General features: G+C 40.5%; 35 protein-coding genes and 1 pseudogene. 12 read left to right on the forward strand and 24 right to left on the reverse strand.

What is annotated here, in order from left to right:
* The 11 genes and pseudogenes from ACYVRH_RS04720 to ACYVRH_RS04770 all read right to left on the reverse strand — a co-directional run.
* The coding region (locus tag ACYVRH_RS04720) for a ParB/RepB/Spo0J family partition protein (protein WP_461255777.1) at positions 1 to 662 on the reverse strand (662 nt) is incomplete at its 3' end.
* Complete coding sequence (locus ACYVRH_RS04725) at positions 655 to 1,041, reverse strand: hypothetical protein (RefSeq protein WP_461255778.1); 387 nt, start codon at positions 1,039 to 1,041, stop codon at positions 655 to 657. The genes ACYVRH_RS04725 and ACYVRH_RS04720, both read right to left, overlap by 8 nt.
* Positions 1,038 to 1,754 carry a ParA family protein gene (locus ACYVRH_RS04730; protein WP_461255779.1) on the reverse strand — a complete coding sequence of 239 codons (717 nt, stop codon included), beginning with the start codon at positions 1,752 to 1,754 and terminating at the stop codon, positions 1,038 to 1,040. Before ACYVRH_RS04730 ends, ACYVRH_RS04725 begins: the two co-directional genes overlap by 4 nt.
* Positions 1,755 to 1,774: 20 nt before the next feature.
* Positions 1,775 to 2,398 carry a SprT-like domain-containing protein gene (locus ACYVRH_RS04735; RefSeq protein ID WP_461255780.1) on the reverse strand — a complete coding sequence of 208 codons (624 nt, stop codon included), beginning with the start codon at positions 2,396 to 2,398 and terminating at the stop codon, positions 1,775 to 1,777.
* A 36-nt stretch (positions 2,399 to 2,434) separates the two neighbouring features.
* Positions 2,435 to 2,590 (reverse strand): hypothetical protein, encoded by a 156-nt coding sequence (locus tag ACYVRH_RS04740; protein ID WP_461255781.1) that lies wholly within the window; start codon positions 2,588 to 2,590, stop codon positions 2,435 to 2,437.
* 51 nt (positions 2,591 to 2,641) lie between these two features.
* A pseudogene (locus ACYVRH_RS04745) lies at positions 2,642 to 2,986 on the reverse strand (single-stranded DNA-binding protein); the annotation flags it as partial.
* 48 nt (positions 2,987 to 3,034) lie between these two features.
* A complete protein-coding gene (locus ACYVRH_RS04750; RefSeq protein ID WP_461255782.1) occupies positions 3,035 to 3,232 on the reverse strand; it encodes a hypothetical protein in 198 nt (65 codons plus the stop codon).
* Between the two features lie 2 nt (positions 3,233 to 3,234).
* The gene (locus tag ACYVRH_RS04755) at positions 3,235 to 3,597 is read right to left on the reverse strand and encodes a hypothetical protein (RefSeq protein WP_461255783.1); all 363 of its coding nucleotides are present in this window, start codon (positions 3,595 to 3,597) and stop codon (positions 3,235 to 3,237) included.
* Positions 3,594 to 3,815 (reverse strand): hypothetical protein, encoded by a 222-nt coding sequence (locus ACYVRH_RS04760; protein ID WP_461255784.1) that lies wholly within the window; start codon positions 3,813 to 3,815, stop codon positions 3,594 to 3,596. The genes ACYVRH_RS04755 and ACYVRH_RS04760 overlap by 4 nt, the downstream gene beginning before the upstream one ends.
* Positions 3,799 to 4,089, reverse strand: a complete 291-nt coding sequence (locus ACYVRH_RS04765; protein WP_461255785.1) for a hypothetical protein — start codon at positions 4,087 to 4,089, stop codon at positions 3,799 to 3,801. Before ACYVRH_RS04765 ends, ACYVRH_RS04760 begins: the two co-directional genes overlap by 17 nt.
* Positions 4,082 to 4,291: a hypothetical protein gene (locus ACYVRH_RS04770; RefSeq protein ID WP_461255786.1), complete on the reverse strand. Its 210-nt coding sequence runs from the start codon at positions 4,289 to 4,291 to the stop codon at positions 4,082 to 4,084. Before ACYVRH_RS04770 ends, ACYVRH_RS04765 begins: the two co-directional genes overlap by 8 nt.
* Positions 4,292 to 4,408: 117 nt before the next feature.
* Between ACYVRH_RS04770 and ACYVRH_RS04775 the strand changes: the two genes are divergently transcribed.
* Genes ACYVRH_RS04775 through ACYVRH_RS04785 form a run of 3 tightly spaced genes read left to right on the forward strand, consistent with a single transcriptional unit; the run spans position 4,409 to position 5,687 of the window.
* A complete protein-coding gene (locus tag ACYVRH_RS04775; protein ID WP_461255787.1) occupies positions 4,409 to 4,810 on the forward strand; it encodes a helix-turn-helix domain-containing protein in 402 nt (133 codons plus the stop codon).
* Complete coding sequence (locus ACYVRH_RS04780; RefSeq protein ID WP_461255788.1) at positions 4,803 to 5,276, forward strand: BRO-N domain-containing protein; 474 nt, start codon at positions 4,803 to 4,805, stop codon at positions 5,274 to 5,276. The genes ACYVRH_RS04775 and ACYVRH_RS04780 overlap by 8 nt, the downstream gene beginning before the upstream one ends.
* Before the next feature lie 39 nt (positions 5,277 to 5,315).
* Positions 5,316 to 5,687 (forward strand): DUF4236 domain-containing protein, encoded by a 372-nt coding sequence (locus tag ACYVRH_RS04785; protein WP_461255789.1) that lies wholly within the window; start codon positions 5,316 to 5,318, stop codon positions 5,685 to 5,687.
* On the opposite strand, the gene ACYVRH_RS04790 is transcribed toward ACYVRH_RS04785, so the two are convergent.
* The 5 genes from ACYVRH_RS04790 to ACYVRH_RS04810 all read right to left on the reverse strand — a co-directional run bounded on the left by ACYVRH_RS04790 (position 5,653) and on the right by ACYVRH_RS04810 (position 8,602).
* On the reverse strand, positions 5,653 to 6,012 hold the full coding sequence (locus tag ACYVRH_RS04790) for a hypothetical protein (protein ID WP_461255790.1): 360 nt from the start codon (positions 6,010 to 6,012) through the stop codon (positions 5,653 to 5,655). The genes ACYVRH_RS04785 and ACYVRH_RS04790 overlap by 35 nt on opposite strands.
* Before the next feature lie 10 nt (positions 6,013 to 6,022).
* Complete coding sequence (locus tag ACYVRH_RS04795; RefSeq protein WP_461255791.1) at positions 6,023 to 6,259, reverse strand: hypothetical protein; 237 nt, start codon at positions 6,257 to 6,259, stop codon at positions 6,023 to 6,025.
* A gap of 16 nt (positions 6,260 to 6,275) precedes the next feature.
* Positions 6,276 to 6,536, reverse strand: coding sequence for a hypothetical protein (locus ACYVRH_RS04800; RefSeq protein ID WP_461255792.1), 261 nt, complete (start codon positions 6,534 to 6,536; stop codon positions 6,276 to 6,278).
* A gap of 808 nt (positions 6,537 to 7,344) precedes the next feature.
* A complete protein-coding gene (locus ACYVRH_RS04805; protein ID WP_461255793.1) occupies positions 7,345 to 7,593 on the reverse strand; it encodes a hypothetical protein in 249 nt (82 codons plus the stop codon).
* Between the two features lie 82 nt (positions 7,594 to 7,675).
* Positions 7,676 to 8,602, reverse strand: coding sequence for an ImmA/IrrE family metallo-endopeptidase (locus ACYVRH_RS04810; RefSeq protein WP_461255794.1), 927 nt, complete (start codon positions 8,600 to 8,602; stop codon positions 7,676 to 7,678).
* Between the two features lie 304 nt (positions 8,603 to 8,906).
* Between ACYVRH_RS04810 and ACYVRH_RS04815 the strand changes: the two genes are divergently transcribed.
* Positions 8,907 to 9,101 carry a hypothetical protein gene (locus ACYVRH_RS04815; RefSeq protein WP_461255795.1) on the forward strand — a complete coding sequence of 65 codons (195 nt, stop codon included), beginning with the start codon at positions 8,907 to 8,909 and terminating at the stop codon, positions 9,099 to 9,101.
* A 265-nt stretch (positions 9,102 to 9,366) separates the two neighbouring features.
* On the opposite strand, the gene ACYVRH_RS04820 is transcribed toward ACYVRH_RS04815, so the two are convergent.
* From ACYVRH_RS04820 to ACYVRH_RS04830, 3 genes are all read right to left on the reverse strand, one after another.
* Positions 9,367 to 9,705 (reverse strand): hypothetical protein, encoded by a 339-nt coding sequence (locus ACYVRH_RS04820; protein WP_461255796.1) that lies wholly within the window; start codon positions 9,703 to 9,705, stop codon positions 9,367 to 9,369.
* Complete coding sequence (locus ACYVRH_RS04825; protein WP_461255797.1) at positions 9,686 to 10,126, reverse strand: hypothetical protein; 441 nt, start codon at positions 10,124 to 10,126, stop codon at positions 9,686 to 9,688. The genes ACYVRH_RS04820 and ACYVRH_RS04825 overlap by 20 nt, the downstream gene beginning before the upstream one ends.
* A 98-nt stretch (positions 10,127 to 10,224) precedes the next feature.
* Positions 10,225 to 10,545, reverse strand: coding sequence for a hypothetical protein (locus ACYVRH_RS04830; RefSeq protein WP_461255798.1), 321 nt, complete (start codon positions 10,543 to 10,545; stop codon positions 10,225 to 10,227).
* Between the two features lie 330 nt (positions 10,546 to 10,875).
* On the opposite strand from ACYVRH_RS04830, the gene ACYVRH_RS04835 reads away from it, so the two are divergent.
* The gene (locus ACYVRH_RS04835) at positions 10,876 to 11,211 is read left to right on the forward strand and encodes a helix-turn-helix domain-containing protein (RefSeq protein ID WP_461255799.1); all 336 of its coding nucleotides are present in this window, start codon (positions 10,876 to 10,878) and stop codon (positions 11,209 to 11,211) included.
* Positions 11,212 to 11,232: 21 nt separating this feature from the next.
* Here the strand turns inward: ACYVRH_RS04835 and ACYVRH_RS04840 are convergent, their stop codons facing one another.
* Both ACYVRH_RS04840 and ACYVRH_RS04845 read right to left on the reverse strand, forming a co-directional pair.
* Positions 11,233 to 12,150 carry a transcriptional regulator gene (locus tag ACYVRH_RS04840; protein WP_461255800.1) on the reverse strand — a complete coding sequence of 306 codons (918 nt, stop codon included), beginning with the start codon at positions 12,148 to 12,150 and terminating at the stop codon, positions 11,233 to 11,235.
* A gap of 1 nt (position 12,151) precedes the next feature.
* The gene (locus tag ACYVRH_RS04845) at positions 12,152 to 12,808 is read right to left on the reverse strand and encodes a metallophosphoesterase (RefSeq protein WP_461255801.1); all 657 of its coding nucleotides are present in this window, start codon (positions 12,806 to 12,808) and stop codon (positions 12,152 to 12,154) included.
* Between the two features lie 80 nt (positions 12,809 to 12,888).
* Between ACYVRH_RS04845 and ACYVRH_RS04850 the strand changes: the two genes are divergently transcribed.
* The 4 genes from ACYVRH_RS04850 (at position 12,889) to ACYVRH_RS04865 (ending at position 17,311) form a co-directional block, all read left to right on the forward strand.
* Complete coding sequence (locus ACYVRH_RS04850) at positions 12,889 to 13,587, forward strand: tetratricopeptide repeat protein (protein ID WP_461255802.1); 699 nt, start codon at positions 12,889 to 12,891, stop codon at positions 13,585 to 13,587.
* A 26-nt stretch (positions 13,588 to 13,613) separates the two neighbouring features.
* The gene (locus tag ACYVRH_RS04855; protein WP_461255803.1) at positions 13,614 to 15,581 is read left to right on the forward strand and encodes a tol-pal system YbgF family protein; all 1,968 of its coding nucleotides are present in this window, start codon (positions 13,614 to 13,616) and stop codon (positions 15,579 to 15,581) included.
* Positions 15,578 to 15,847, forward strand: a complete 270-nt coding sequence (locus ACYVRH_RS04860) for an ACT domain-containing protein (RefSeq protein ID WP_461255804.1) — start codon at positions 15,578 to 15,580, stop codon at positions 15,845 to 15,847. Before ACYVRH_RS04855 ends, ACYVRH_RS04860 begins: the two co-directional genes overlap by 4 nt.
* Positions 15,848 to 15,949: 102 nt before the next feature.
* Entirely contained in the window at positions 15,950 to 17,311 is a 1,362-nt protein-coding gene (locus ACYVRH_RS04865; protein ID WP_461255805.1) for a DUF711 family protein, read from the forward strand.
* Between the two features lie 262 nt (positions 17,312 to 17,573).
* On the opposite strand, the gene lysS is transcribed toward ACYVRH_RS04865, so the two are convergent.
* Positions 17,574 to 19,196 carry a lysine--tRNA ligase gene (gene lysS / locus ACYVRH_RS04870; protein ID WP_461255806.1) on the reverse strand — a complete coding sequence of 541 codons (1,623 nt, stop codon included), beginning with the start codon at positions 19,194 to 19,196 and terminating at the stop codon, positions 17,574 to 17,576.
* A gap of 195 nt (positions 19,197 to 19,391) precedes the next feature.
* Here lysS and ACYVRH_RS04875 point away from each other — a divergent pair, with 195 nt between their 5' ends.
* The 3 genes from ACYVRH_RS04875 to ACYVRH_RS04885 all read left to right on the forward strand — a co-directional run bounded on the left by ACYVRH_RS04875 (position 19,392) and on the right by ACYVRH_RS04885 (position 20,225).
* Positions 19,392 to 19,601: an antitoxin AF2212-like protein gene (locus tag ACYVRH_RS04875; RefSeq protein ID WP_461255807.1), complete on the forward strand. Its 210-nt coding sequence runs from the start codon at positions 19,392 to 19,394 to the stop codon at positions 19,599 to 19,601.
* Between the two features lie 137 nt (positions 19,602 to 19,738).
* Complete coding sequence (locus ACYVRH_RS04880) at positions 19,739 to 19,921, forward strand: type II toxin-antitoxin system RelE/ParE family toxin (protein ID WP_461255811.1); 183 nt, start codon at positions 19,739 to 19,741, stop codon at positions 19,919 to 19,921.
* A gap of 10 nt (positions 19,922 to 19,931) precedes the next feature.
* Positions 19,932 to 20,225: a HigA family addiction module antitoxin gene (locus ACYVRH_RS04885; RefSeq protein ID WP_461255808.1), complete on the forward strand. Its 294-nt coding sequence runs from the start codon at positions 19,932 to 19,934 to the stop codon at positions 20,223 to 20,225.
* A gap of 505 nt (positions 20,226 to 20,730) precedes the next feature.
* Here the strand turns inward: ACYVRH_RS04885 and ACYVRH_RS04890 are convergent.
* Entirely contained in the window at positions 20,731 to 21,318 is a 588-nt protein-coding gene (locus ACYVRH_RS04890; protein WP_461255809.1) for a hypothetical protein, read from the reverse strand.
* Positions 21,319 to 21,455: 137 nt separating this feature from the next.
* Positions 21,456 to 22,214: a CsgG/HfaB family protein gene (locus tag ACYVRH_RS04895; RefSeq protein ID WP_461255810.1), complete on the reverse strand. Its 759-nt coding sequence runs from the start codon at positions 22,212 to 22,214 to the stop codon at positions 21,456 to 21,458.
* Positions 22,215 to 22,250 lie beyond the last annotated feature (36 nt).

Below are 22,250 nucleotides of genomic sequence, written 5' to 3' on the forward strand. Positions count from 1 at the left end.
GTTTCTTTTCCCTTTTTGAACCTTGCCGCCAGCGCACTTGCGGCGGCGCGGGTTCCGCCCGCCTCTTTCAATTTTTCTAAAAGGGAAACTATTTCATTATCCGGCACACTTAAAAATTCCGCTAAAGTTGACGTTTCAACCGCGCTTAAATCAATTCCGGCTTTAATCCCCTTTTCCCGGATTTTATACGCTGAAACATTAACGGATATATAAGCCGGTGTTTTTGATAATTGCGCGGCAATTTCCTTTTGTTTCATTGTTTCCGTTAGCTGAAATATTGCCGCCTCCCGTTCTTGCGCGGTTAAATCTTCCCGCTGGATGTTTTCAACTAATTGAATCGCCAGTTTATTGCCGGTTATTACTTTAGCGTCAATTTGCGTAAAATCTTCGCCTAAAGAAACAAGATATTCATGCGCGGCGCGGCGGCGGTTTCCGGCGGTGATTTCATACATTTTTACGCCGTCTTTTTCCCCGCTTAATTTAACGTTAATAGGTTGCAATAAACCCATTGTTTTGATTGACATTGCAAGGTCAATCACATCTTGCGGCCACTCGCCCTTTTCATTAGGGCTATACTTTGCTTTTTCCCGGATGTTTCCGGTGTCAACAATTTGCGCAAGGCTAATTTTTATAGTTAGACTTGCCGCTTCCATTTTAGGCATTTGACTCCTCCTTATTAGGCTTTAATAGAATGTTTGTAAAATACAATTCAGGCAAAAAATCACTCCGTTTTTGTACCATTTGTATATATTTACAACCGCGTCTAAAATATCGTGAAAATTTAACTCTTGTCATTGGTTCTTCCCCAATCTTTTCAGTATATTTTAGATAACGCTCATATACAGATTTAACCGTTGTAAAACTGCCGTTCTTTCTTTGTATGTTGTCTTTAACAAAAAGAGACAGATCATTTTCAATTATCGGCTTGCGTCTTTTCAGTATATTTTTTATATCTATAAAAAACACAATGGAATAATAAACGCACCCCAAAGTTAGCGTAAATGCGATTAAAACGAAAAATAATAAAAATATTATTTTCATACTTTGCCCCCTGTTACAACTTGAATAAGAAACCCCAGCCGATTTTTTACCGTTGTTTGTATGACATAATTTTTTATGTCATTTGTCAGCCGTTTCAATGTTTTTATATACGGAACCGGCTTTTCAATTAGGAATTCTTTGAACTCGTTTTGATACATTTCCCATATACCGGGGAGGTTAGTTTTTTCGTTGTATGCGTTCACGCATATATAGGTATCAGTTTCAACCCCGCTTTGTTGCAATGTTTTGAAAAACAATTTTGACGCTTCGAAATCAATCCTTGAACACGTTCCGGGAATGATTAAGGTATCAGCGGCAAAAACCGCGTTCCGGGTATGAACCCCCCAAAAGCCCGGCGGGTCGATTATGATATAATCATATTTTTCCTTTAGCCCGGATCGTTTCAGCGCGTTTTTTAGGCTTAAATCCATGATGTTATTTAACAGGCCGTTATTCAGATTTCCGGGGATTATGTCAATGTTTTCAGCGGCGTTATAAACGCCCTTGAATTCATCCCATGCTCCGGTTAAAAAATCTAAAGATGTTACATCCTTAAAAATCACGCCGAAAATCTGGCTAATTGCACAATTAGGATCAAGGTCTATGACTAAAATCCTAAAACCGTTAGCCGCTAATATTGCGGCTTGATAGGCGGCTAGTGTTGTTTTGCCGGTTCCGCCCTTCCAGCTTGCGTTAGTAATCACTTTTCCCATAAATAATGGCTCCTTATTATTTATTCCGCTTCTATATATAACTTTTTACAGTTATTGCAAGTAACTGACAAACCGGGCTTGCCCCATATATTATTGTTGCAAGCGCAAGTATATTTTGTTTTTGAACGCGATTTTTTACCGGGTATTTTTGAACCGTCAAAAAATACCGGGTTAGTCGCGTATTTTAATTTTTTATTTTTTAAGCGTTTATACGCTTCTATAAAAAGGCCGCCGGGAATAATATAATCGCTCATTCTTTGCCCCGTTTTTTTTCCGCCTTCCCTGCCGGTACTTGACGGCATAAGGCCGATTTCTTCCATTTTGTCAGCCCATTGTTTATTGTGATAACCAGCCCTTGAAATTTTGCCAAAATCCCTTTGCCATAAATGAACCATTTCATGTACTAGTGTTTGTTGCCATTCTTCATCCGGGCCGTCTAAACATTCAGGATTTAAAGTTATTTCATGGATATTTTGTTCATCATCTTTTATTTTATTTTTCCACCGCGCCGGTGAAAATGAACCTGTTGCCTTTTTGCTTTTTTGTGTTATGATTATACAGTCAGCTAACGTTCCCCCGAAAAGCTCATTATTATAATATTGATACAACTCGTCAAACAGTTGAAATTGTTCCCTTGTTATCATTTTTTCAGCCCTTTTTTGTAAAGTACGATACAAAAATCATGGTTCAACCTCTATATTTCTTGCCATTTCAACTAACGCTAAAAGTTGAAACAAGGTAACTTTTCCCCCTTCAATATTTTCTAGGATTACTTTGCCACATTCAACCCATTGATCAGCGGTATATTTTTGGCAACTTCTATTTGTCCGGTTCATATTAGGCTCCTTAATATATGAAATAAAATGTTAGCCGCTAGGCGGCTTTATCTAAAATGGCACATCATCCTTTTCCGGCGCGGTTGCTTTTCCTTGCGGAACATCCGCGCCGCCGTTTTCCCCTTTAGGCGATTGCAACAGGTGCAATTCATTGACGTTTAACTGCACTCCGTTATGCTTAACGCCGTCTTTATCTTCCCACGCGTTTTGTTCTAATTCAGCGGCAATGGCAACCTGTTTTCCTTTTGTCAAATACTTTGACATTGACTCGCCATATTTGCCCCACAAAACGCAATTAAAGAAACTGGGCTTTTCTTGCCTGTTGCCGTCTTTATCCTTCCATGTTTTATTTATGCAAATAGAAAATTTGCATAATGGAGTTCCGTTGTCTAAACGTTTTAATTCAGCCCCCCCCCGTTAAACGGCCTATTCCTATAAAATGGTTCATAGTAACTCCGTTAAATCAATATTTGTTTTTACTCTTAATATTTCCAATTCTTCTTTACTTGGAAAAACCGTTAACGGCGCACAGTCTCCTGCGTTTAAAATTGATAACATCAGTCCATCATTTATGTGGGTGTAAGAAATTGAAAAAACCATGTCAAGATTTACAAATTGGTCACCTAGCCATATAAAATTCATAATTACGCGCTCCTCCTTAAATATTTTTCCGGCAGTTTAACCTTCCATTTTTCCGCATAGGCTTTTAAATCGCTATCCGATATATTAAGCCAATCAATAACATTATTTTTATGCCAACATTTCCGCCCGCCTATTAACTTTGAATTGGTTCCGCAACACGGCTGGAGTATTAAATCATTTTTGTAGCTTGCTAACGCGCCGCCGCCTTTTAATTTTACGGCGGCCTCCAGCGTCAACCATTCCGGAATATCATCATATTTTGATTTTGCAGTTACCGTTTCTGCCAACTGATTAAACGCGAGGGTTAATTTTGCCAATTCAATCTGGTGGCCCTGCAACAATAATTCTTCTTTGCGTTCAATCATACGCTCATCCTTAAAAACTGAATTCGGTTTATTACCCACGATTCCAAAACCACGATATTGCGTTTTATTTTGCACGGTTCCCCGCCGCTTTTTTTGAATGCCTTAAAAAAAGAAACATTTGAAATAGCGGTTTCGATGGACGCGGAAAAAAGTGAAGGGTATTTAATCCCGGAAACATAAACCGGCGCGGAAAAGCCGGGTTTAATGATGTTTGTCATTGATGGTCTCCTCGCCGGGCAGTACATCCATGCTAACAAAAGAAGATTCCCATGATAGCGGATTCTTGGAGTCAATCAGCGTTAAAACGCCGTTTATTTCATCCAGCCGGGATCGCGTTATTTCCGTTAAATATTCCCTTGCACGCCCGTCCATTTTGTTTTCGTTTTCCAATTCACTGAATTTTTTTATTGAGTTTTCAAGGTATTTCCGGCGTTTAAAACAAAGGTCTTTTATCTTGTCAAGTTTTGTTTGTTTTTTTGCTGTCTTATCCATTGACGGCCTCCTTCAATGCGCCCATCGGGGCCGGGTTCCGGTCGGCGTATTGCGGGCCGGAATTGGTTAAAAACTCAATCATCCGCTTTTTGGTGCTTTCCTGTATGTGCAAAATCAGGTTTGCATGAGCTACAACCTCTGCTTGGTGTGACGGTTCCAATTTTTCAAAAACGTCAAAAAACTTCTTTTCTTCAATGTTCATTTCCACAAAACCTCCCCAAATATCTGCTATTGATAAATAATATCAGAAAATGAAAATAATGTCAAGTCTAAACTGAAAAAATATTGACTTTTTTTCAGTTTCTGATAAAATAAAAATATGAGTGAAATAGGGGAAAGAATAAAAATTCTTCGTAAAGAAACGGGCTTAAAACAAGGCGATTTTGCTAAACGGTTAGAAATATCGCAAAGTTTATTGTCGGGTATTGAAAACGGTAATGAACCTTTATCAGATCGAACTAAAAAAATAATCTGTTTTGAATTCAATGTCAATGAAAACTGGTTATTAAATGGCATTGGCGGAATGATAAGGGTTATGGAAAAGCACGAGGAACTATTGGCAGTTTTTAGAAAATTAGAGCCGGAAGGTCAAAAAGAGGTTCAAAAATACGCCGATGAAAGGCTTGAATTACAGAAATTTAGGGAAGATGTTAAAAAAGCATGGAATGACGGGTTAAAAAAAGCCGCAAAAGGGGAAAAAAGGGCATCTAAAAATGAATGAATTGGCAAAAATAGCGCATTTTTACTTTGAGAGAAACCCTAATAACATCCGTATTATCGAAAAGGGCGATTCTAGGTGGTTTGTTGCCGCCGATGTTTGTGACTTTCTGGGAATTAAAAAATCAGGGCATACTTTTTCAGATATACCCGAAAATGAAAAGGGGTGGTATATTATACCCACCCTTGGCGGTTCTCAAAAAATGCGTATTGTCAACGAGGCTGGTTTATACCGGCTTGTTTTTAAATCACGCAAGCCGGAGGCTAAACGCTTTCAAACATGGGTTTTCAGCGAGGTTTTGCCGTCTATCCGCAAATACGGCGTTTACAGGGCGGCCCAGCCTAAAATATGGACGTACCGGGGCAAGGAATACACGTGGGCGGAATGGGTAAACGTGAAAAGGGCGGCGTATTTTAAGAGGTTCCCTGACGCGACAGAAGGGGAATTTTTGGCAACTTTGCCGTGTTAATGGCTTGTGGTATGCTGAAAACAGGGTTATAATTTTTTTATGAGATTCAGAAAATCAATCAAAATAGCTCCCGGTGTTAAGTTAAATGTTTCAAAATCCGGCATTTCCGGCACTTTTGGGGTAAAGGGCGCATCCGTAAACGTGGGCAAAAACGGCGTTTTTGCTAATACCGGTATTCCCGGAACCGGGATTTATGACCGGCAAAAAATAGGCGGTTCCGCGCCGGGCGCGGATGATAATATAGAAGAAACCGGGGAACCGGGCGACGCTATTATCGCCGCCATAAAAGCCCGGAAATCCGCCCCTGCCCATGTCGCCGCCGATTCCCCGCCCATAGATACAGCCGCCGAATCGAGCCAAATTTTTACTTTAATTTTCAATTATTCCCCCTTTCATATTCCGCCTGTCTAGGCTCGACACACGTTTTATAAAAGACGTGTATCGCCCGTTTTTTATCATAGAATCCCTTTTGATAGAATTCTTTTATAATCGTTCCGTCGGGGAACTTATAAGACAAAGTCCAACCCGTAACATGAGGGTCAGAAACTTTTTTCCCGCCCTTAATAGAAGTCTTTTTTATCATTTCCCTGACGGCGACATTTGCCTTTTTTATAACCAATGGCGGTCGACCGCCCCCCCTGCCGTTTTCGATTGCGGTTTCAGCCTTCCGCTCCGTCTTCGCCGACCCGCCCTTTTTTCCGATTTCCGCCAAATACTTTTTAACCGCTTCGTTCATAATTTCCCCCTTATCCCAAATCGGCGGCTTCGCCGTTTTGCAATGTAAAAAATTCGCTAGACCCCCATCGCCCTGAACGCTCCCAGTATAAATCAAAGGGCGTTCCGTCTTCGGTTATCGCCGGACTCCAAAATATACCTGGCTTTTTTGTTTCTTCAGGCGCTCCCATTGAAAATAGCGTTTTCCCGTCAAAGGGGAAATAAACATTTTCGTTTTCCAATTCGTTAAATGTATATTCAATATTCATAATTTACCCCCCTGCCTTAATTAATCGCCGACCAAACGTCGATAAATTTCGTGTTATAAATAATCGGTTTTCCGATTATCTTTTCGATTGCCTCGACCCCGGCGTTTATCGCATCGGATAACGTCTTATCCTGTCCCGGCGTAAAGACCTGCTGACCGATTTCAAAATTTCCGTCCTTGTTTGCGAAGGCGAAAGCCTTTGAATTTCCTAATGCCGGAGCGTTAAAATAAATCCTTTTCGTTTCGCCCTTTTCCCATTTACCTAATTTAACTTCCATTACAACCCCCCGCTGTTTAACAGCTTATAATATAAATATATCCCAAACCGCTTGGGTTTGCAAGCCTTTTTATAAAAAAGTTTTTAAAAAAGATCATTTTTTTTCAAATACCGCTTATTGCTTGTATAGTAAAATGGGAAAAACAGGGGTAAATTTGGGGTTTTGGAAGGTCAATAGGGAGGTCAATAAGGGTTCAGCGGCGCGGGGGTTAATAAAAAGGTCAATAGTTATATATGCCGATAATTGACTATATTTGATAGTTTCTATATAGTTTCTTCTATATATTATTGTATTTGTTTATACATAAGGGCTTAAAAACGGTTCGGGACCAAGAGGTCCCCGGTTCAAATCCGGGTTGCCCGATAAGATAAAAAATAAGATATAAATTTTTAAAGAACGGATTATATTAAAATTTTTAAATAAAAGACGGATTTGAAACGGAGCGCTCCTGTGATAATGCTAAGGCGTAAGCCTTGACCAATAAATCCGGCGCAGGAACCTCAACCGAGACCGCAGGTCGAAGGTTCCCCTATTGACGCGCCGGGGAGCGCGTAGGCGGGGGTGAAGGGAGCTGACAGGATGTCAGCGACCGGAACCCCAAATCCGGGTTGCCCGAGGAATATGTCAGCGGCTGGAACCTCAGATTCTGGTTGCCCGAAGTCCCCTTAAATATATGAAATTATGGAAAACAAGCCAGAATAGAAGATTATCAAGTTTAAAGCGTCTTAATGTTCAAAGAATATAAAATTTAACGCAATCAGGTAATTAATAATAAAATATACTAATATTATATATTTTATCAAACAAACTATTTATCTATTATTTTAAAATCATAAATGTCATAATGATCTATTTTTGATAAATTAGATTTTTCTTGATATATTATTTCAAAAAACACAACAATATATTTTTTGGGATTTATTGAAAGTGGCATATACCAACCATTTTCATTTGCAGAGTCTTTTTTGGCAAGTTTTTTATTTTCTTCTTTGGCTTTGTCATCTTTTATTAGTTGTAAAAGTTGCTTATAATAATTTATTGAATTTGGCTGAAACATATCAACCCACTTGCAAATCTTATTAAACGCATATCCTCTATAACGGAAAATATCTTTTTTATATGTATTACGAAGGAAACAGCTAACCTCGTCCTGTAGCATTTACACCATAGCCCTCCAAAATGTGATCAAGCTCGTCATATGACAAAAGGGCAGTTTCTTCTATTTTTATATCGGAAGATAAATCTTTCGGCACCATAAAATACAGCTCATTATCTATTTCTTCCCTGCGTTTTCGGATGCAATCTTCAGTTACTCTGAACGCATCGGCAATTTCTTTATTTGATTTATCTTTCCATAATATGAACCGCTCAGTAGGGACAATTAAGTTTGCCGCAAAATAATCTGCTACTTCTTCAGTAATAATTTCTGATATTACTTCATAAATAGCGTTACTTATTTCTTGATATATGGATAGTGCTGTTTCATTGGAAATAAACTCTTTTGGTTCAGCAATATATTTTGTCATTATTTCTAAAACATTTTTTCCTATTTTTTCAAAAACAATTTTTTCTGTTTTCTCAGAAACAGCTTTGCCAATTAATCCAGATATAAATTTACCTAACTCTTTTGAGGTAGCTGTTGCTATTAGTTTATTTGGATATTCAAAAGTATTTTCTTTATGAATCTTCCAGATTTCTAATTCGGGATTAGACATAGATCGTGCCGCTTCTTTTTCGGTAAATAAGAAATGAAAAATCTCATGTGCTATTGAAAAACGTTGTTCTCCAGGGGTATCTTCTTTATTTACGAGAATTATTTTACCTTTAAGCCGAGCATGTTTATAATCAACATCTTTTGGGGCAACCTTTTGAATTTCTGTAAGCCCTAAATTTTTTGCTATAGTTTCTATGTCTACAAGCGGGTTTTTTGAAAAAAAAGCATTGGTATCTTCTTCTAGAATATGATCAGTATTTTTCTTGACAAACGAAAAAAGCTTAAAAAGATTCTCTCTTTGTGATTGAACATTTAATTGTTGTTCATTTTCTTTAGATAAAGTGTTTATCATTTTTTTCCTTTGCTCCCATATAGGACGCTTTTATATAAGGGCTTATATATTCCATTCTCCACAGAATTTTTTTATAACTGTGGCTCTTTTCTTCTTATATTTATTATATAACAAGTATAATAAAAATCAAGTAGGGATATATGTGGATAATAGTGCACTTTTTGGGTTTGTTCTCATGTCTTGGTTGGGAAAATTTAATCAGGATTGATCCAGCCCCACTATTCGCTTGCCGTATTAGATAAAATAGTTAAATTATTATTTTAAATGTATTGATAAAAACCTATCGTTAGGTTAATATTGATGTATGAAAAAAAGAAATAATTTATTATGCCCGCACTGCGGAAGGGTGATAAATGCTGGAGCTTTATTAGGTTCTGTAAAATCAGAAAAAAAAGCGGTAAGTTCAGCAGAAAACGGAAAGAAGGGTGGTAGACCTAAAATTACGACAATGACAGACCTTTCAGTTAATGCGATGAAAAACGGCAAATTACAAAATTAATAAATATTTTACAGAGTCCGCACAAATCCGCTCTATCCCCCTTGATTTTGTTTAGCGGTAATATCCGCATGGCAATCTTTACATAACATCTGACAATTACCGATTACATCAAATGGTGACAGACACTTTTGCGCCATCATAATGTATAACAGTATGTTATCTTTTTCCTTGTTTGACTCTAAGGCCACCCCTGCAATTTACAGGGATGGCTTATTAGAATTTAGGTGTCAAACACAGATGCATTTACGTCATTGGATTTCCTTTTTTAAAAATTAACTCCTTTAATCGCAGTAACACCTTCTACTTTATAGGTGGGGAATGTTCTTCTAAATTGACGTTCCCCTTCATCTTCTGCTGCCATTTGCGTTGAAGTTCTTACTGTATATGTTATTTGCCGCCGTGTTGAATCATTCGGAGTTGAATAGTAAACAAACACAATCCAATTCAATTCCGTACTCGAACCGCCACCGCCGCTGCCACCGCTTGAACCAGACGATGAGTTGTCATAATAAGATGGACTGCTTTCCGTGCTTCCCAGCGCCAGTACGATAAAACCAATAATTAATAAAATAAGCAATATATGCTTAACATTTTTTTTCATCATTTTGTATCCTCCTTCTGATGAAAAAGTTAAAAATTATACCTTCTGTCAAGGCAACGCCTGACATGGTAAGAAGGTCTAAAAAATCAAATGTGCCGGGAACTATGTTAAAATATTGCCCTGTATTCCAGACAGCCGCTATGATGTAAAATGCTGCAATATATACATCTTGGGTTTTTGGCTGAAATAACCATACGCCGCGCAGTAAAAATATCCCCGACAATAGCCATAAAAAATCAGGACCGCTATATACAAATACAGCCGTTAAAACATTTTTTTCATTTATTGGGATTCTGCACATATCCCAGAAAACAGGTTTTGGAAAGAAATTCCATATCAACAGATTTGGATCTCTGAATAATGGATATATTAACGCTCCAATCGCCATAGAGATGCCAGCAAGAATGAAAAATATGTTTCTCATTAAACTCCTTCCGTAGTTTAAACTCGTTGCGGAGAATTTATGGATAATAAAAAAATATCTGTAGCCGGTAGCAACTACAGAATATGATTACAGTTTTTTTAATACTCTTGAAAGTTACATTTTGTCACTTTTTCGATAGGACATCTTGCTTGTTTGTATTGTGTCCGTGTTTGTTCACTGGTAGTTTTTGGAAAGCTAAAGCTCAACTTTTGAACAGTGCCATCCTTTAGTTCAACAAGAACATCAAAATTTTGAGCAGATTTTCCTGAATAAGTAGCAAGTACCTGGTCTCCCATTTTGCTGATTGTTACTTTGCCATCCTTAGGATCCTTGCATTGTAGTATTTCATCAGCAAAGATCGAACCAACTGCAAAAAAAACCAAAAGTACTAATGCAATACAAATTGCTTTTTTGTTCATAAAAGCCCTTCCTTTCTTAAAAAACAAGTTAAGATTAAAACGCCGTCTGCGCCAACAAGTTGGCGATGCCACCGGAACGCCGCTCAGCAATATTTCCTTGTTTTCCCGAGGATTTACCCCTCGTTGTTAGTATTTCCCGCCCATACGGGCAGGATTATCAAAAAGCCGGAAATCGGCATTTTTGTAAAAATTTGAATAACGTCTCGTAAGCTTATAAATTCCGCAATTTATACATAAGCCGTAGCCTATATAGTATACAGGCATAGGCTGTTTGTCAATAGTTTTTGGGCTTGTTTTAATAAAAAAGTGGGTAAGGAAAGGTATTTATAGATGCAAGAGCAAGAATTAAAGGAAAAAGTAGGTAAAAACATCAAATTTTTTCGCTTCCGTAAGCAGTTATCACAGGCAGATTTGGCTGAAAAAGCCCATATTTCTATAACTTCCCTTTCAGATATTGAAAGGGGAAATAATTTTCCACAAGCTAAAACGCTCTGTAATCTTGCCCAAGCCCTTGATGTCGAAGTTTGGGCGCTTTTCAAGGGCGAGGGAACAACCGATGATCAAAATTCCGTGCTTGAGCATATTTCTGAGGATTTTTCTAAACATATAAATATTGCCATAGATACAGTCCGTAAGCAGTACATTACTTATAATGGATCAAAATGATTTAATTGTGAAAATTCTCAATTAACCTTTATGAAACAATCTGTCAACTAACAGCCCTAAAAACCTAAAAACTTTACCCTCTCTTTGTCCGTATTTTTTAGAAAAGTCTCCCGCAGCTTTGTGAAGCGGATAAGTGCCGTATTTCTTTTTCAAGAAATCCCAGTGTTTTATTATCCACACATAAAGATCGGCTTCCGTTCTTCCGGGAAAATGGACAAGCAGCCATTGTTCCCTGATTATCTTTATTACGGGGTTATACACATTATTGTACCATGATACAAGGGCGTTGTTAAAAGGTATCTCCTCTTCGATATCCTCGTTTAAGTAGTATTTATGGACAAGTATGTGATTGTAAATAACGTCATAACGTCCGGGGGAGCTGAAATTCATATCCCAGTAGTCAGTTAAATCGCCGAATAGCGTCTCGCTGTAAAAAATATTTTTTTCATATTTGATAAGTTCGGCTGTTAATTCTTCCGTAGTCATTGAGGGATGTATATTTATCTCAGTCGTAAGACTGATTACTTCCGCGTCGATAAATTCAACGCCTTGCATTTTTGCGACAGATACGCGGTGATTGCCGTCTCGGACAAAATAAACTCCGCCAATTTCATACAGGAGGATTGGGGGAAGAGTTATATCCCTGATATGCGCTTCGTCAACTCTTTGCCAGCGTTGGCGCATATGATCTTTGCGCGGAAGAAAATATTTATTAAAATCGTGGTAACGGCCTTCGCTGCCGACAATCAATTTTATCGGCACCGTCTGGCTTCCCATGTATACTTCGTTTTTGGGCTTTAGTATGCCCTTAACATCGTTAAACGAAAGAAGTTTGTCACGATCCGTATTTAAAAAATTCTGTATTTGCGATAACATCGCCTTTCCCCTCGCGCGGGAAAAATCGGCGTAAGCCATCTGCGTTACTATGTCACTTGCCATTTTAATCTCCCAAATCTATAACATAATGGCTGTAAGCGTTAATCACCGTCGTATCATTCCATTTTGTGCTGCGAATATCGTTTAAATCATATAAATGAATATGGCCATGTACAAGATACTTTGGTTTAAATACCTTCATAAACCACAAGAAAGATTTAAAACCAAGATGGCACTTGTCGTTTTTATCGTGAACGCCTTTTGGCGGAGCGTGGGTCAGAAGAACGTCCAAAAAACGACCGTGTACAATACGGTTCCAAAAAAGTTTTGGTATTATTTTTAATATCTCAATATTCATTTCAAAATTTGTAAATTGATTGGGGCCATTATTGTAACGCATGGAACCGCCAAAACCGGCTACTATAAAATTCCCCTCTTTTTTAACTTTTGAGCCAAGATAAATGGCGCCGCAGCCTAAATATTCCCTGACTTCCTGTAACATCAGGATATTCCAGGGTTTTTTATAGTGGCGCAGTTCCTCGGTATGGTGGTTGCCGAAAACGAAAAATAAGGGCTTATTTAAGCTGGAAATGATAAAATCGAGGTAATCCAGCGGCAAATCTCCGGCGGAAAGAATCAAATCGACATCCCCAAAACGCTCTTTTATCCGGGGAGAGTAGATTTGAGGGTCAATTTGGTCGGAAATGCACAGTATTTTCAATACAAAGTCCTTTTTTGTCGATATTTATATATGATATATTACCAATAATAATGTATTATATTGAATATAGGAAGGGAAAGATGACAAAAAAAATTATTTTGATTTGGGTGTTATTATTTTTTGCCGGTCTTTGCTACGGGCAGTCGAACTTCGCGAAGGGTGAAGAACTTTTGATGAAAAATCAGCCTGCCCAGGCGGAGAATTTCCTTATTCGCGCGATTTCCGATGATCCCGGTAATCCTGTCGCATATATTTATTTAGGCATTGTATATGAGCAAATTGGCAGGGCGGAAGACGCCATATCTATTTACAGGCGGATTTTACCGTCTGCGGGAAATTTTTCAGCCAATGTCGCGAATAATCTGGGTAATGTTTATTTTCAAAAGGGAAGTATTGACACGGCCGAACAGTACTATACTCAGGCAATTGGTTTTGATTCGGGTTATCCCAACGCGTATCTTGGCAGGGCGAACACCCGCATTAAAACTGGGAATTTGAAAAACGCTATTTCTGATTACGAACAGTATTTGCAGTTGGATCCGCGTTCTTCACAGCGGGCAAAAATTGAACAGCTAGTAAACTTAATTAAAACGGAAGCCGCCGCGGCGGAAATGAAAAGGATCATGGCTGAAGAAGAAGCGCGAAGAATTGCCGAAGAAAGGCAAAGACTTTTAGATTCAGTTTCCGCTTCACTTCAATCGGTTGCCGATTCCAGCAAGGGACTTTCTTCCGGTACGGAAAGCGTTGAAAATTATGACGGTGAATTTGAGTTAGAATAAAAAGCAATATAAGGGAGGGAATATAAATGACGCAAAACCAGAAAAAAATTCTTTTAATTTCGGGCGGAGCTTTGCTTGTTCTGCTTGTTACGGGGCTGATACTTTTTTTGACGCTCCGTAATAAAAGCGCGGATGATGCCGATATTTCAAAAAACGGCACTGACGCGAGAAGAAGTAATATACTTAAACTTGCCAATACTTACGCGCAAAGCGGGGAATATGACAGGGCGTTAGATCTTCTTGACGGCCTCTTAATTGATAATCCCGATGATGAAGACGCCATCGCGCTTCAACGCGCCATACTAAGCATGGATCGCGGCGGCGGCGGAAATGGCAACGACAGGACGGATGCCCTTCTTGAGGCTCAGCGCAGATTTCTTGAGGAGCAGCAGCGGCAAAACGCCGCTCTTGCTTCCAGTATTCAAAGAGCGGGAGCAGACGCGTCCTCTAAATCGGCTGCGGAAGCGGAGGCCGCAGCGGAGCGAAAGGCCGCAGCCGAGGCTGAGCAGGCCAGAAAAAAAGCGCAGGAAGAAGAGCTTGCAAAAGCAAGCCGTGAAATGCAGGAAATAATGCGAAAGGTAAATAACCTTGTCGCTGACGGCAAAGCAAAACTTGTCGCCAATGATCTGCATGGGGGAACGCAGTTATTTAATGAAGCGAGAAAATTAATCCCGCCAAGTGAAACGCGCTTTGACGCTCAAAAACTCTCTGAAATGGCTGACGCTTATTATGATTTCAGCACAAGGAATACCAATAATAACTCCGGGCGTGAAGCGGGTAACCACGCGTCGCAATTGGCAAGTGAAGCTATAACAAAAGATCCCACTCAGGCGCTGCCGCATTATGTTCTTGGACGTATCGCGCGTGACGCTAATCAAACTGAAAAAGCGATAAACGAGTTTAGGGAAGCGGCGCGTCTTGATGCTTCAAATTTCATGTACTTCCATGATTTGGGAAGGATGTTGTTTATAGCGAAACGTTATTCGGAAGCAAGGGACAGTTTTCAGTCGGCGACAAAAATTAATCCGCAGTTTGAAACGTCGTGGTACAATCTTGGCGGAACGTTACGCGCCTTAAACCGTCTTGACGACGCGCTTGCCGCGTATAGGCAGGCTGTTGAGATAAAAGCCGATTATTCCGCCGCGCACCGTGAGATAGGCAGGCTTCTTTTGGCAAAAGGGGATACGAATGGCGCGATTAAATCATTTACAAGCGCGTTACAGTACAATCCCAACGATTTCAATACAATGTGCGAATTGGCCGCCGCGTACAGTCAGGCAGGCAACTATACGGAAGCGGAAACTATCTTTACAAAGGCGATGAAAAATAACCCGTCTGATCCACAGACAAATTACAATATGGCGGTAGTAAAGCTGGAACTTAAAAAAAATACCGAAGCTCTAAATTTCGCGAAGTTAGCCGTAGACGCGAGTCCTTTAAACGCGGTTTATGTGTATACTTTGGGGCTTGCCTGTGAAGCGCTTGGCGCTTTTGATCAGGCCGTCGCCGCGTATAAAAAAGCCGCGTCTTTGGACGCTAAATACCTGCGTCCCAGAATTAATCTTGGCAGTATATATCTTGCCAACGGAAATTTTGCAGAAGCTATTTCATGGCTTAACGAAGGTTATACAATCGATTCTTCTAACTTTGAGGTAAACAACAATTTAGGCGCGGTTTACGCGAAACAGGAAATTTGGTCTTCCAGCATTATCTATTATGAGCGCGCATTGAATATAAGGCCCAATGATTCAGTAGTGCGCCTTAATCTCGCGCGCGCCTATACTGGATTGGGCGATCTTCAAAAAGCGCAGAGCGCCTATCAGGCGGTGCTTCGCGTGGCGCCTGACAATTGGGACGCCATGTATGAGCTTGGAATGACATGCGTATCTCTTGGGCAGAACGCGGACGCGAAACGTTATTTGCAAGACTTAGTTAGCCGAAACCCCAATTATTCCGGCAAGGCGGAAGCGGAGAGGATTCTAAGAAGCCTATGAACGCCATAATTACGGTTGTAGGGACGGACAAGGTTGGAATAATAGCGAAAGTTTCCGCGTTTTTGGCGGAGCGGAATATTAATATCGAAGATATTTCTCAGACCGTATTAAGCGGAAACTTTGTAATGATGATGATGATAAATTTAAGCTCCTGTTCAAAAGCGCTGGAAGAAATAAAGAAAGAACTTGCATCTCTTGGGGATACGTTAAATGTAAGCATAAGTCTTATGCATGAGAAAGTTTTTTCCGCTATGCATAGGATATAGATTTGAAGAAGAATTCTACCACGAACCACACGAACACCACGAACTTTTTGCACATATCTTGTCGTTGTTCGTTTAGTTCGTGGTAGAATAGAAAAGGATATTATGTTATTTACGCCGTTTGAAATAAAAGAAACAGTAGATATGTTTATGCGCTACAAGTTGGACATACGCGCTATAACGCTTGGCGTCTCTCTTTTGGATTGTATAAGTTCTACGGGAGATGTTACGCGAAAGAAAATACGAGAAAAACTTTTGCGTGTCGCCGGTCCGCTTGTTAAAACAGGCTGTGATATTGAAACTGAATATGGCATTCCGATAATCAACAAGCGCATCTCCGTTACGCCAATTTCACTTATTGCCGCATCATGCGAGGAAGATAATTATACGCCGTTTGCTAAAACGCTTGATGAAACCGCGAAAGAACTTGGCGTTGATTTTATCGGCGGCTTTTCCGCACTTGTTCAAAAAGGGATTTCATCGGGCGATGAAAAACTGATTAGGTCTTTGCCAGACGCGCTTTCCGCGACTGAAAGAACGTGCGCTTCCGTAAACGTCGCCTCTACAAAGAGCGGCATTAACATGGACGCGGTGCGTCTTATGGGTGAAATAATTAAAAGAACAGCCGAAGCGACTGCGGACAAATCCGGCATCGGTTGCGCTAAACTGGTTGTCTTTTGTAACGCGCCCGAAGACAATCCCTTTATGGCGGGAGCTTTTCACGGGGTAGGGGAGGCGGAGAGCGTCCTAAATGTGGGAGTTTCAGGTCCTGGAGTTATAAAAGCCGCAATTGAAAACTGCCGCGAAATGAGTTTTGACGCGTTAGCTGACACTATCAAGAAGACCGCTTTTAAAATAACGCGAATGGGCCAGCTTGTAGGGTTTGAAGCCGCGAGCCGCATAGGAGTCCCCTTCGGCATATTAGACCTTTCACTTGCGCCGACTCCGGCGGTAGGGGACTCTGTAGCGCGAATACTTGAAGAAATAGGCCTTGAAGCCGCCGGTACCCACGGAACGACTGCCGCCTTGGCGATGTTAACCGACATGGTAAAAAAAGGCGGCGTAATGGCGTCTATCCATGTAGGCGGCTTTTCCGGCGCGTTTATCCCCGTCTCTGAGGACGAAGGCATGGTGGCGGCAGTCAAAAGCGGCTCCCTCTCCCTTGATAAACTGGAAGCGATGACCTGCGTCTGCTCCGTAGGGCTGGACATGATTCCCCTCCCCGGCGACACTTCGTCTGCGACAATAGCCGCAATTATCGCCGATGAGATGGCAATAGGCATGGTAAACAACAAAACAACCGCAGTGCGCGTAATCCCCGTCCCCGGCAAAAAAGCCGGCGAATGGGCGGAATTCGGCGGCCTTTTAGGAGGCTCCCCGATAATGGCGGTTAACTCCGCAAAAAGCGACGCTTTTATTAACCGTGGGGGAAGAATTCCTGCGCCTATTCATAGTTTTAGGAATTAAGAGAGAAGATTTCACACAAAGAAGAATCAGGGGTTTTTGTCCTAAGGTAAAACTTGAGCTACACGATAAGATTACGAACAAGAATCCCCTCTTCCCCCTTCTTTGTGATCTTCTCGCACTGTCGGTCACTTAAAGGTACCCTTACTTTTATTACAGACAGCGGCATTTATTGGTGCTCTCGCCATGCGGCATTAATCATCTAAACGGCTTCGCCGTGCTATTATTTAGCGTCCTTTGTGTTCTTGGTGTGAACTCTTGCGAATTAATAGTTCTTCAGTATCCCCAGTAACCGCCGCTTGTCTATCGCTCTTAAAAAACTCGCAAGCCTCGGTCCTTGATCTTTGCCGATTAACGCCTGATAGGCGGCAGTGAAAAGAGCTTTGCCGTCAATTCCCACTTTTTCAGCAACGGCGTAAATTGCCGAAGAGCAGGTTTTATCGTCTGTGAATGTTTCAATATTGCAGATAACGTCATCGCGAAGGACGCGCACCGCGTTTTTTTCAGTCTCCGAGAAAGAAGATTTTACCGCGCTTCCTTCAGGCAATAAACGGAAACGGAAATCTTCCGGTGCGCAGTTCTCTACCCAGTACTTTGCCCGTTCGCAGCGGGTTTTTAGGGCGGGAAACTGCTCTTTCTTTAAATTGCCGTCGTTAGCAGAAATTTCCGAAAGTGTTTTTTCAATGTCGCCGTCCGCTATTTGAATCAAACTGCATAAGTGGCGGAACGGAACTTGATACGGCTTTACCATGTCTTCTAACCGCCGTGTTTTTCCGTCAGCGCTTATCTGCGAAAGTTCATAAATACGCCGCTCTTTCTGATATGCCGCTTCATCTTTTGCCTGGTCTATTTTCCACGCAATACGCTCTGTTTTGTCGTAGTCTTCGTAAATTTTTATCACGTCAAGATCAAATGAGATTGTAAATTCAGTATTCGGCCTTGTTCCCGCAAACAGATAACGCGCCACTTCCGGCGTGTAAACATTAAGCACGTCATCAAGAGTAATTACGTTACCCGACGACGACGACATCTTTCCCGGAAGCCCCTTTGTGCCGATAAAATCGTAGCGGAAAGTGACAGGCGCGTCCCAGTCGTACACGTCCTTGCAAACATGACGCGCCGTGTCAAAACTCCCCCCATGACTGTGATGATCCTTGCCCGCCGGCTCAAAATCAACTTTTTCGTATTCCCAGCGCATAGGCCAGTCGATTCGCCACGACAGCTTGATGCCCTTCGCGTTACGGATGTCTAATGTCTCTTTATTGCCGCACTTGCTACAATGGTAACTCAAACCCCAATCGCCATCCCAGCTATCGATCTCAGTTTCATCCTTATTGCATTTTTCGCAAAAAACGCTGACAGGCCACCATTCGCCCTGAATCTTATGATCCTCATCGCGGAATTTATCTAAAATTTCTTTAAGCGCGTCCCGCTTCTCAAGCGCTTTTCGTATGCCTTGCGCGTAACGCGAGGAGCGGTAGCGTTCTGCCTGATAAATGTACTCAGGAAAAATTCCCACTTTTGGCAGAGTGCTTTCAACATCAACTTCATGATGACGCGCATAACTTGAATCCCTCTCCCACGGATCAGGAACCATAGTGATAGGGGAGCGCAGGCAGTTTTCAAGCTCATTCTGCTTAGGCATATTTTTCGGCACTTTACGGAACACGTCGTAATCGTCCCACGAATAAATAAACCTTACCTTTTTCCCCATATCGCGCAAAGCCTGCGCCACCAAATCGACAGAGATAATTTCCCTAAAATTCCCGATATGCACCGTGCCGGACGGCGTAATCCCCGACGCGCAAGTGTAGAGGTCTTTTTCGCCCTTATCAAAAATAATTTTCGCCGCCGCTTCGTCGGCCCAATGTCCTGTTGTTGTCTTCATGAGTATATCTTAGCAATAAATGGCCTTTGATACTACTGGTAGTTTATACGAAAAGATTCTCACTAAGAGCACAAAGGAACAAAGATCGCAAAGGAGGGAAGAGAGGTTTTGTCCGAAGGCTATGCATGGAGTCTTGCTCATTGCCTGAAATTCTGGTATACTAATAACAATATATAGCGTTATTTGGAGGTTCAAATGTTGGTAATCACAGGCGTATTTGAGAACGAGCGGTTTATTCCTGACAGGCCAATTTCTATTCCGCAAAAAAAGAAAGTAACGATAACAATAAACGAAGAATTACCCGCCACCGCCAGACAGTCCGCCAGACGCGCAATTTTTGATAAATGCCGCCTTGATCTGACAAATTTTAAATTTAACCGTAACGAAGCAAACGATTATGAGTAAAATCTCACTTGACACCTTTAAGGTTACATTATAAAATTAATTATGATTCAATCTTTTAGGCATAAAGGTTTGGAGATTTTTTTACTACAGGCTCTAAAAAAGGTATAAAACCTGAACATTCACAGAAAATTGAACGTATTCTTGATCGTCTGGATGCCAGTATTTCTCCAAGTGATATGAACTTGCCGGGGTATCGGTTGCATGAGCTTAAAGGGCAGGATTCAGGAACATGGTCTGTAACAATAAGTGCAAATTGGCGTATAACATTTGAATTTGAAGATCAGAATGCTATTTTGGTAGATTATAAGGATTATCATTGAGGAGGAGGTTATGGAAAGATTGCGAAAACCTGTGCATCCGGGGAAGGTTTTTCTTGAGGATGTTCTGGTTCCATTGGGGATTACAGTTACCGATGCGGCTCGTATGATGAACATAACACGAAAGGCGCTTTCGGAATTGGTAAATGAAAAGTCGTCATGCAGTCCACAAATGGCGTTGAGAATAGCGCAGGTTACCCATACCAGCGCGGAAAGTTGGCTTGCCATGCAGATAAAACTTGATCTTTGGAAAGCACGGCAGATCAAATTGGATTCATTGCGCGTATTTCCCAAAATTGCGGTTTAAGATGTATACCAAATAATTGTCTAAAAAATATCTCTACTGCATAAAAGCCGGACATACGCAAAGCCCTTCCGGTGATTAGTGGCGTGGCATTGTTGCGTAACCAATACACGATGTATGCCTAAAGATTTTCTTTAGTACAGTCAGGGCAGGCTGCGCATGGCAAAAACTCTGGGAGAATCTGCCTATGAGCCTTTCGGCGACTAAATGGCGGTAGTAAGAAAGCTTTATCTAGGGTTTGTCGCCGAACTTTTATTCTCTGAATTTTCTTTGTTTTATTTCAAAGTCTCTCCGGCAGGGAACCCACAGAAGATGTTTTTGCCATGCGCAGCCTGCCCTGACTGTACTCAAGGATTTTATTAGGCATACATCTTCTAGCGCTAATTAGCATTTTAATACCGTGATCTATTAGCAATGAACAATTAGCAATAAACACTATCAGTAGCGTATAAATTTCGCCTAACGACACTAGGGAAAAGTGGTGTTAAATACATTGCATTTACCTGAATTATTTTAAACCCTTCATGGTTTTTTGGGATTGTTTAACCTTAACGTCTTGATTATACAACAAATAAGGTTCATCCTTACCTTTAAATTGCAATAAATATGTTTTTCCGTTATATTGGATTCCTGGTCCATAAGTAGTTCTTAATTTACCAGATTTATCCGCAACAGTCCAATTCGCAATTGTATATTCAAAATAGTATCTATTCTGATTATCACGTTTTTCTGGTTTTTGTACAAACCTTATTGTTGGTTTTGTTTTGTCTTTTAATTCCTCAAAGGCAATTTCTAACATTTTAACATCTGGTTCCCCCTGAACCCGACCGGTTGTTGAACGTTTTATATTTACGATATTGTTAAATGTAGTTATTTTAACACGAGTATTATCTTTATCTGTTGTTATTTTAGGAGGAACCACTTCCGTAAAAATCACATCTTGTGATATATAAAAACGAAATTGTGCAAATGTACCAGGTTGAGCTTTATCTAAAGTTTCATACAATTCCTGAGTTACAACAGATGCTGTAGCGCAAGAAGCAAAACCTACCGCCACAAAACAAGTGAAAACCAACCCCAAAAAATACTTAAACATAAAAAGCCTCCGTTTAACGTCCAGTAGACGATTGTTGTTGCAAAAAACTATTGCATTTATCCTTAATTCTGAAAACTTCAGAAATTAATGGTACATAACATATGCTAGGTGCCAGTTGAGTTTTCCCCAATTGTTTTTTACAATCTTTCCGATGACACGCCTACAACTTGTGCCGTTTGCGTATCCAATGCCCTTAAACGCAATCTACGCAGATTACCTTCCCCATCGACCCTGCCGGTTACAATTATATTTGCTCCGGCAAATTTCCCAATAGAAACGGCTGTTGCATCATCAACTTCACCGCTCAATTGAAAATTTTGTTCCTGCCTTATCCGATCCAATTGACTTCTGTCAATTATTGTAAAACCGTCATTCACCCAAATATATTCAAGTTCCCCTGCAATATAATCAGTTGTGCTTCTATCTTGAGCTGTTATATACACGATAGCAATTTTTGATCTTTGAGGAACATTTTTTAATGTTTCTTGTGCCGCCCTTGCCAATGCGCCTTCAATACCTGTATTTGCCATTGCCCGTCCTCCACCGCCAATTAATACAACTTTACCAGTTGCAGCCAATTTAAAAATATTGCGAGCCCAACTTATATTTTCAAGTTTAACTACAGTAATGTCACATACATCAATATTCCCATGATATTCATTTTTTGCGGCTTCTAATAACCTTATATAAGTATTATTTTTTACCGATTCTGTAATTACCGTATTGGGACATTGTGCCTCAAAAGTTGCTTGAATATTACCAATTATTTCTGCATTTGACAAATTTGAATATGGTTTAAATAAATTATTACCACCAGATTGTGCAAATACTGAGACATTTAATCCTAGAAGACTAAACCCAAAAAAGGCAAACCCAATAACCGTTAATTTTTTCATAAAACCCTCCAAAGTTTTATAGAATATAAATAACAC

It is taken from the genome of Treponema sp. R80B11-R83G3, from assembly GCF_054786115.1.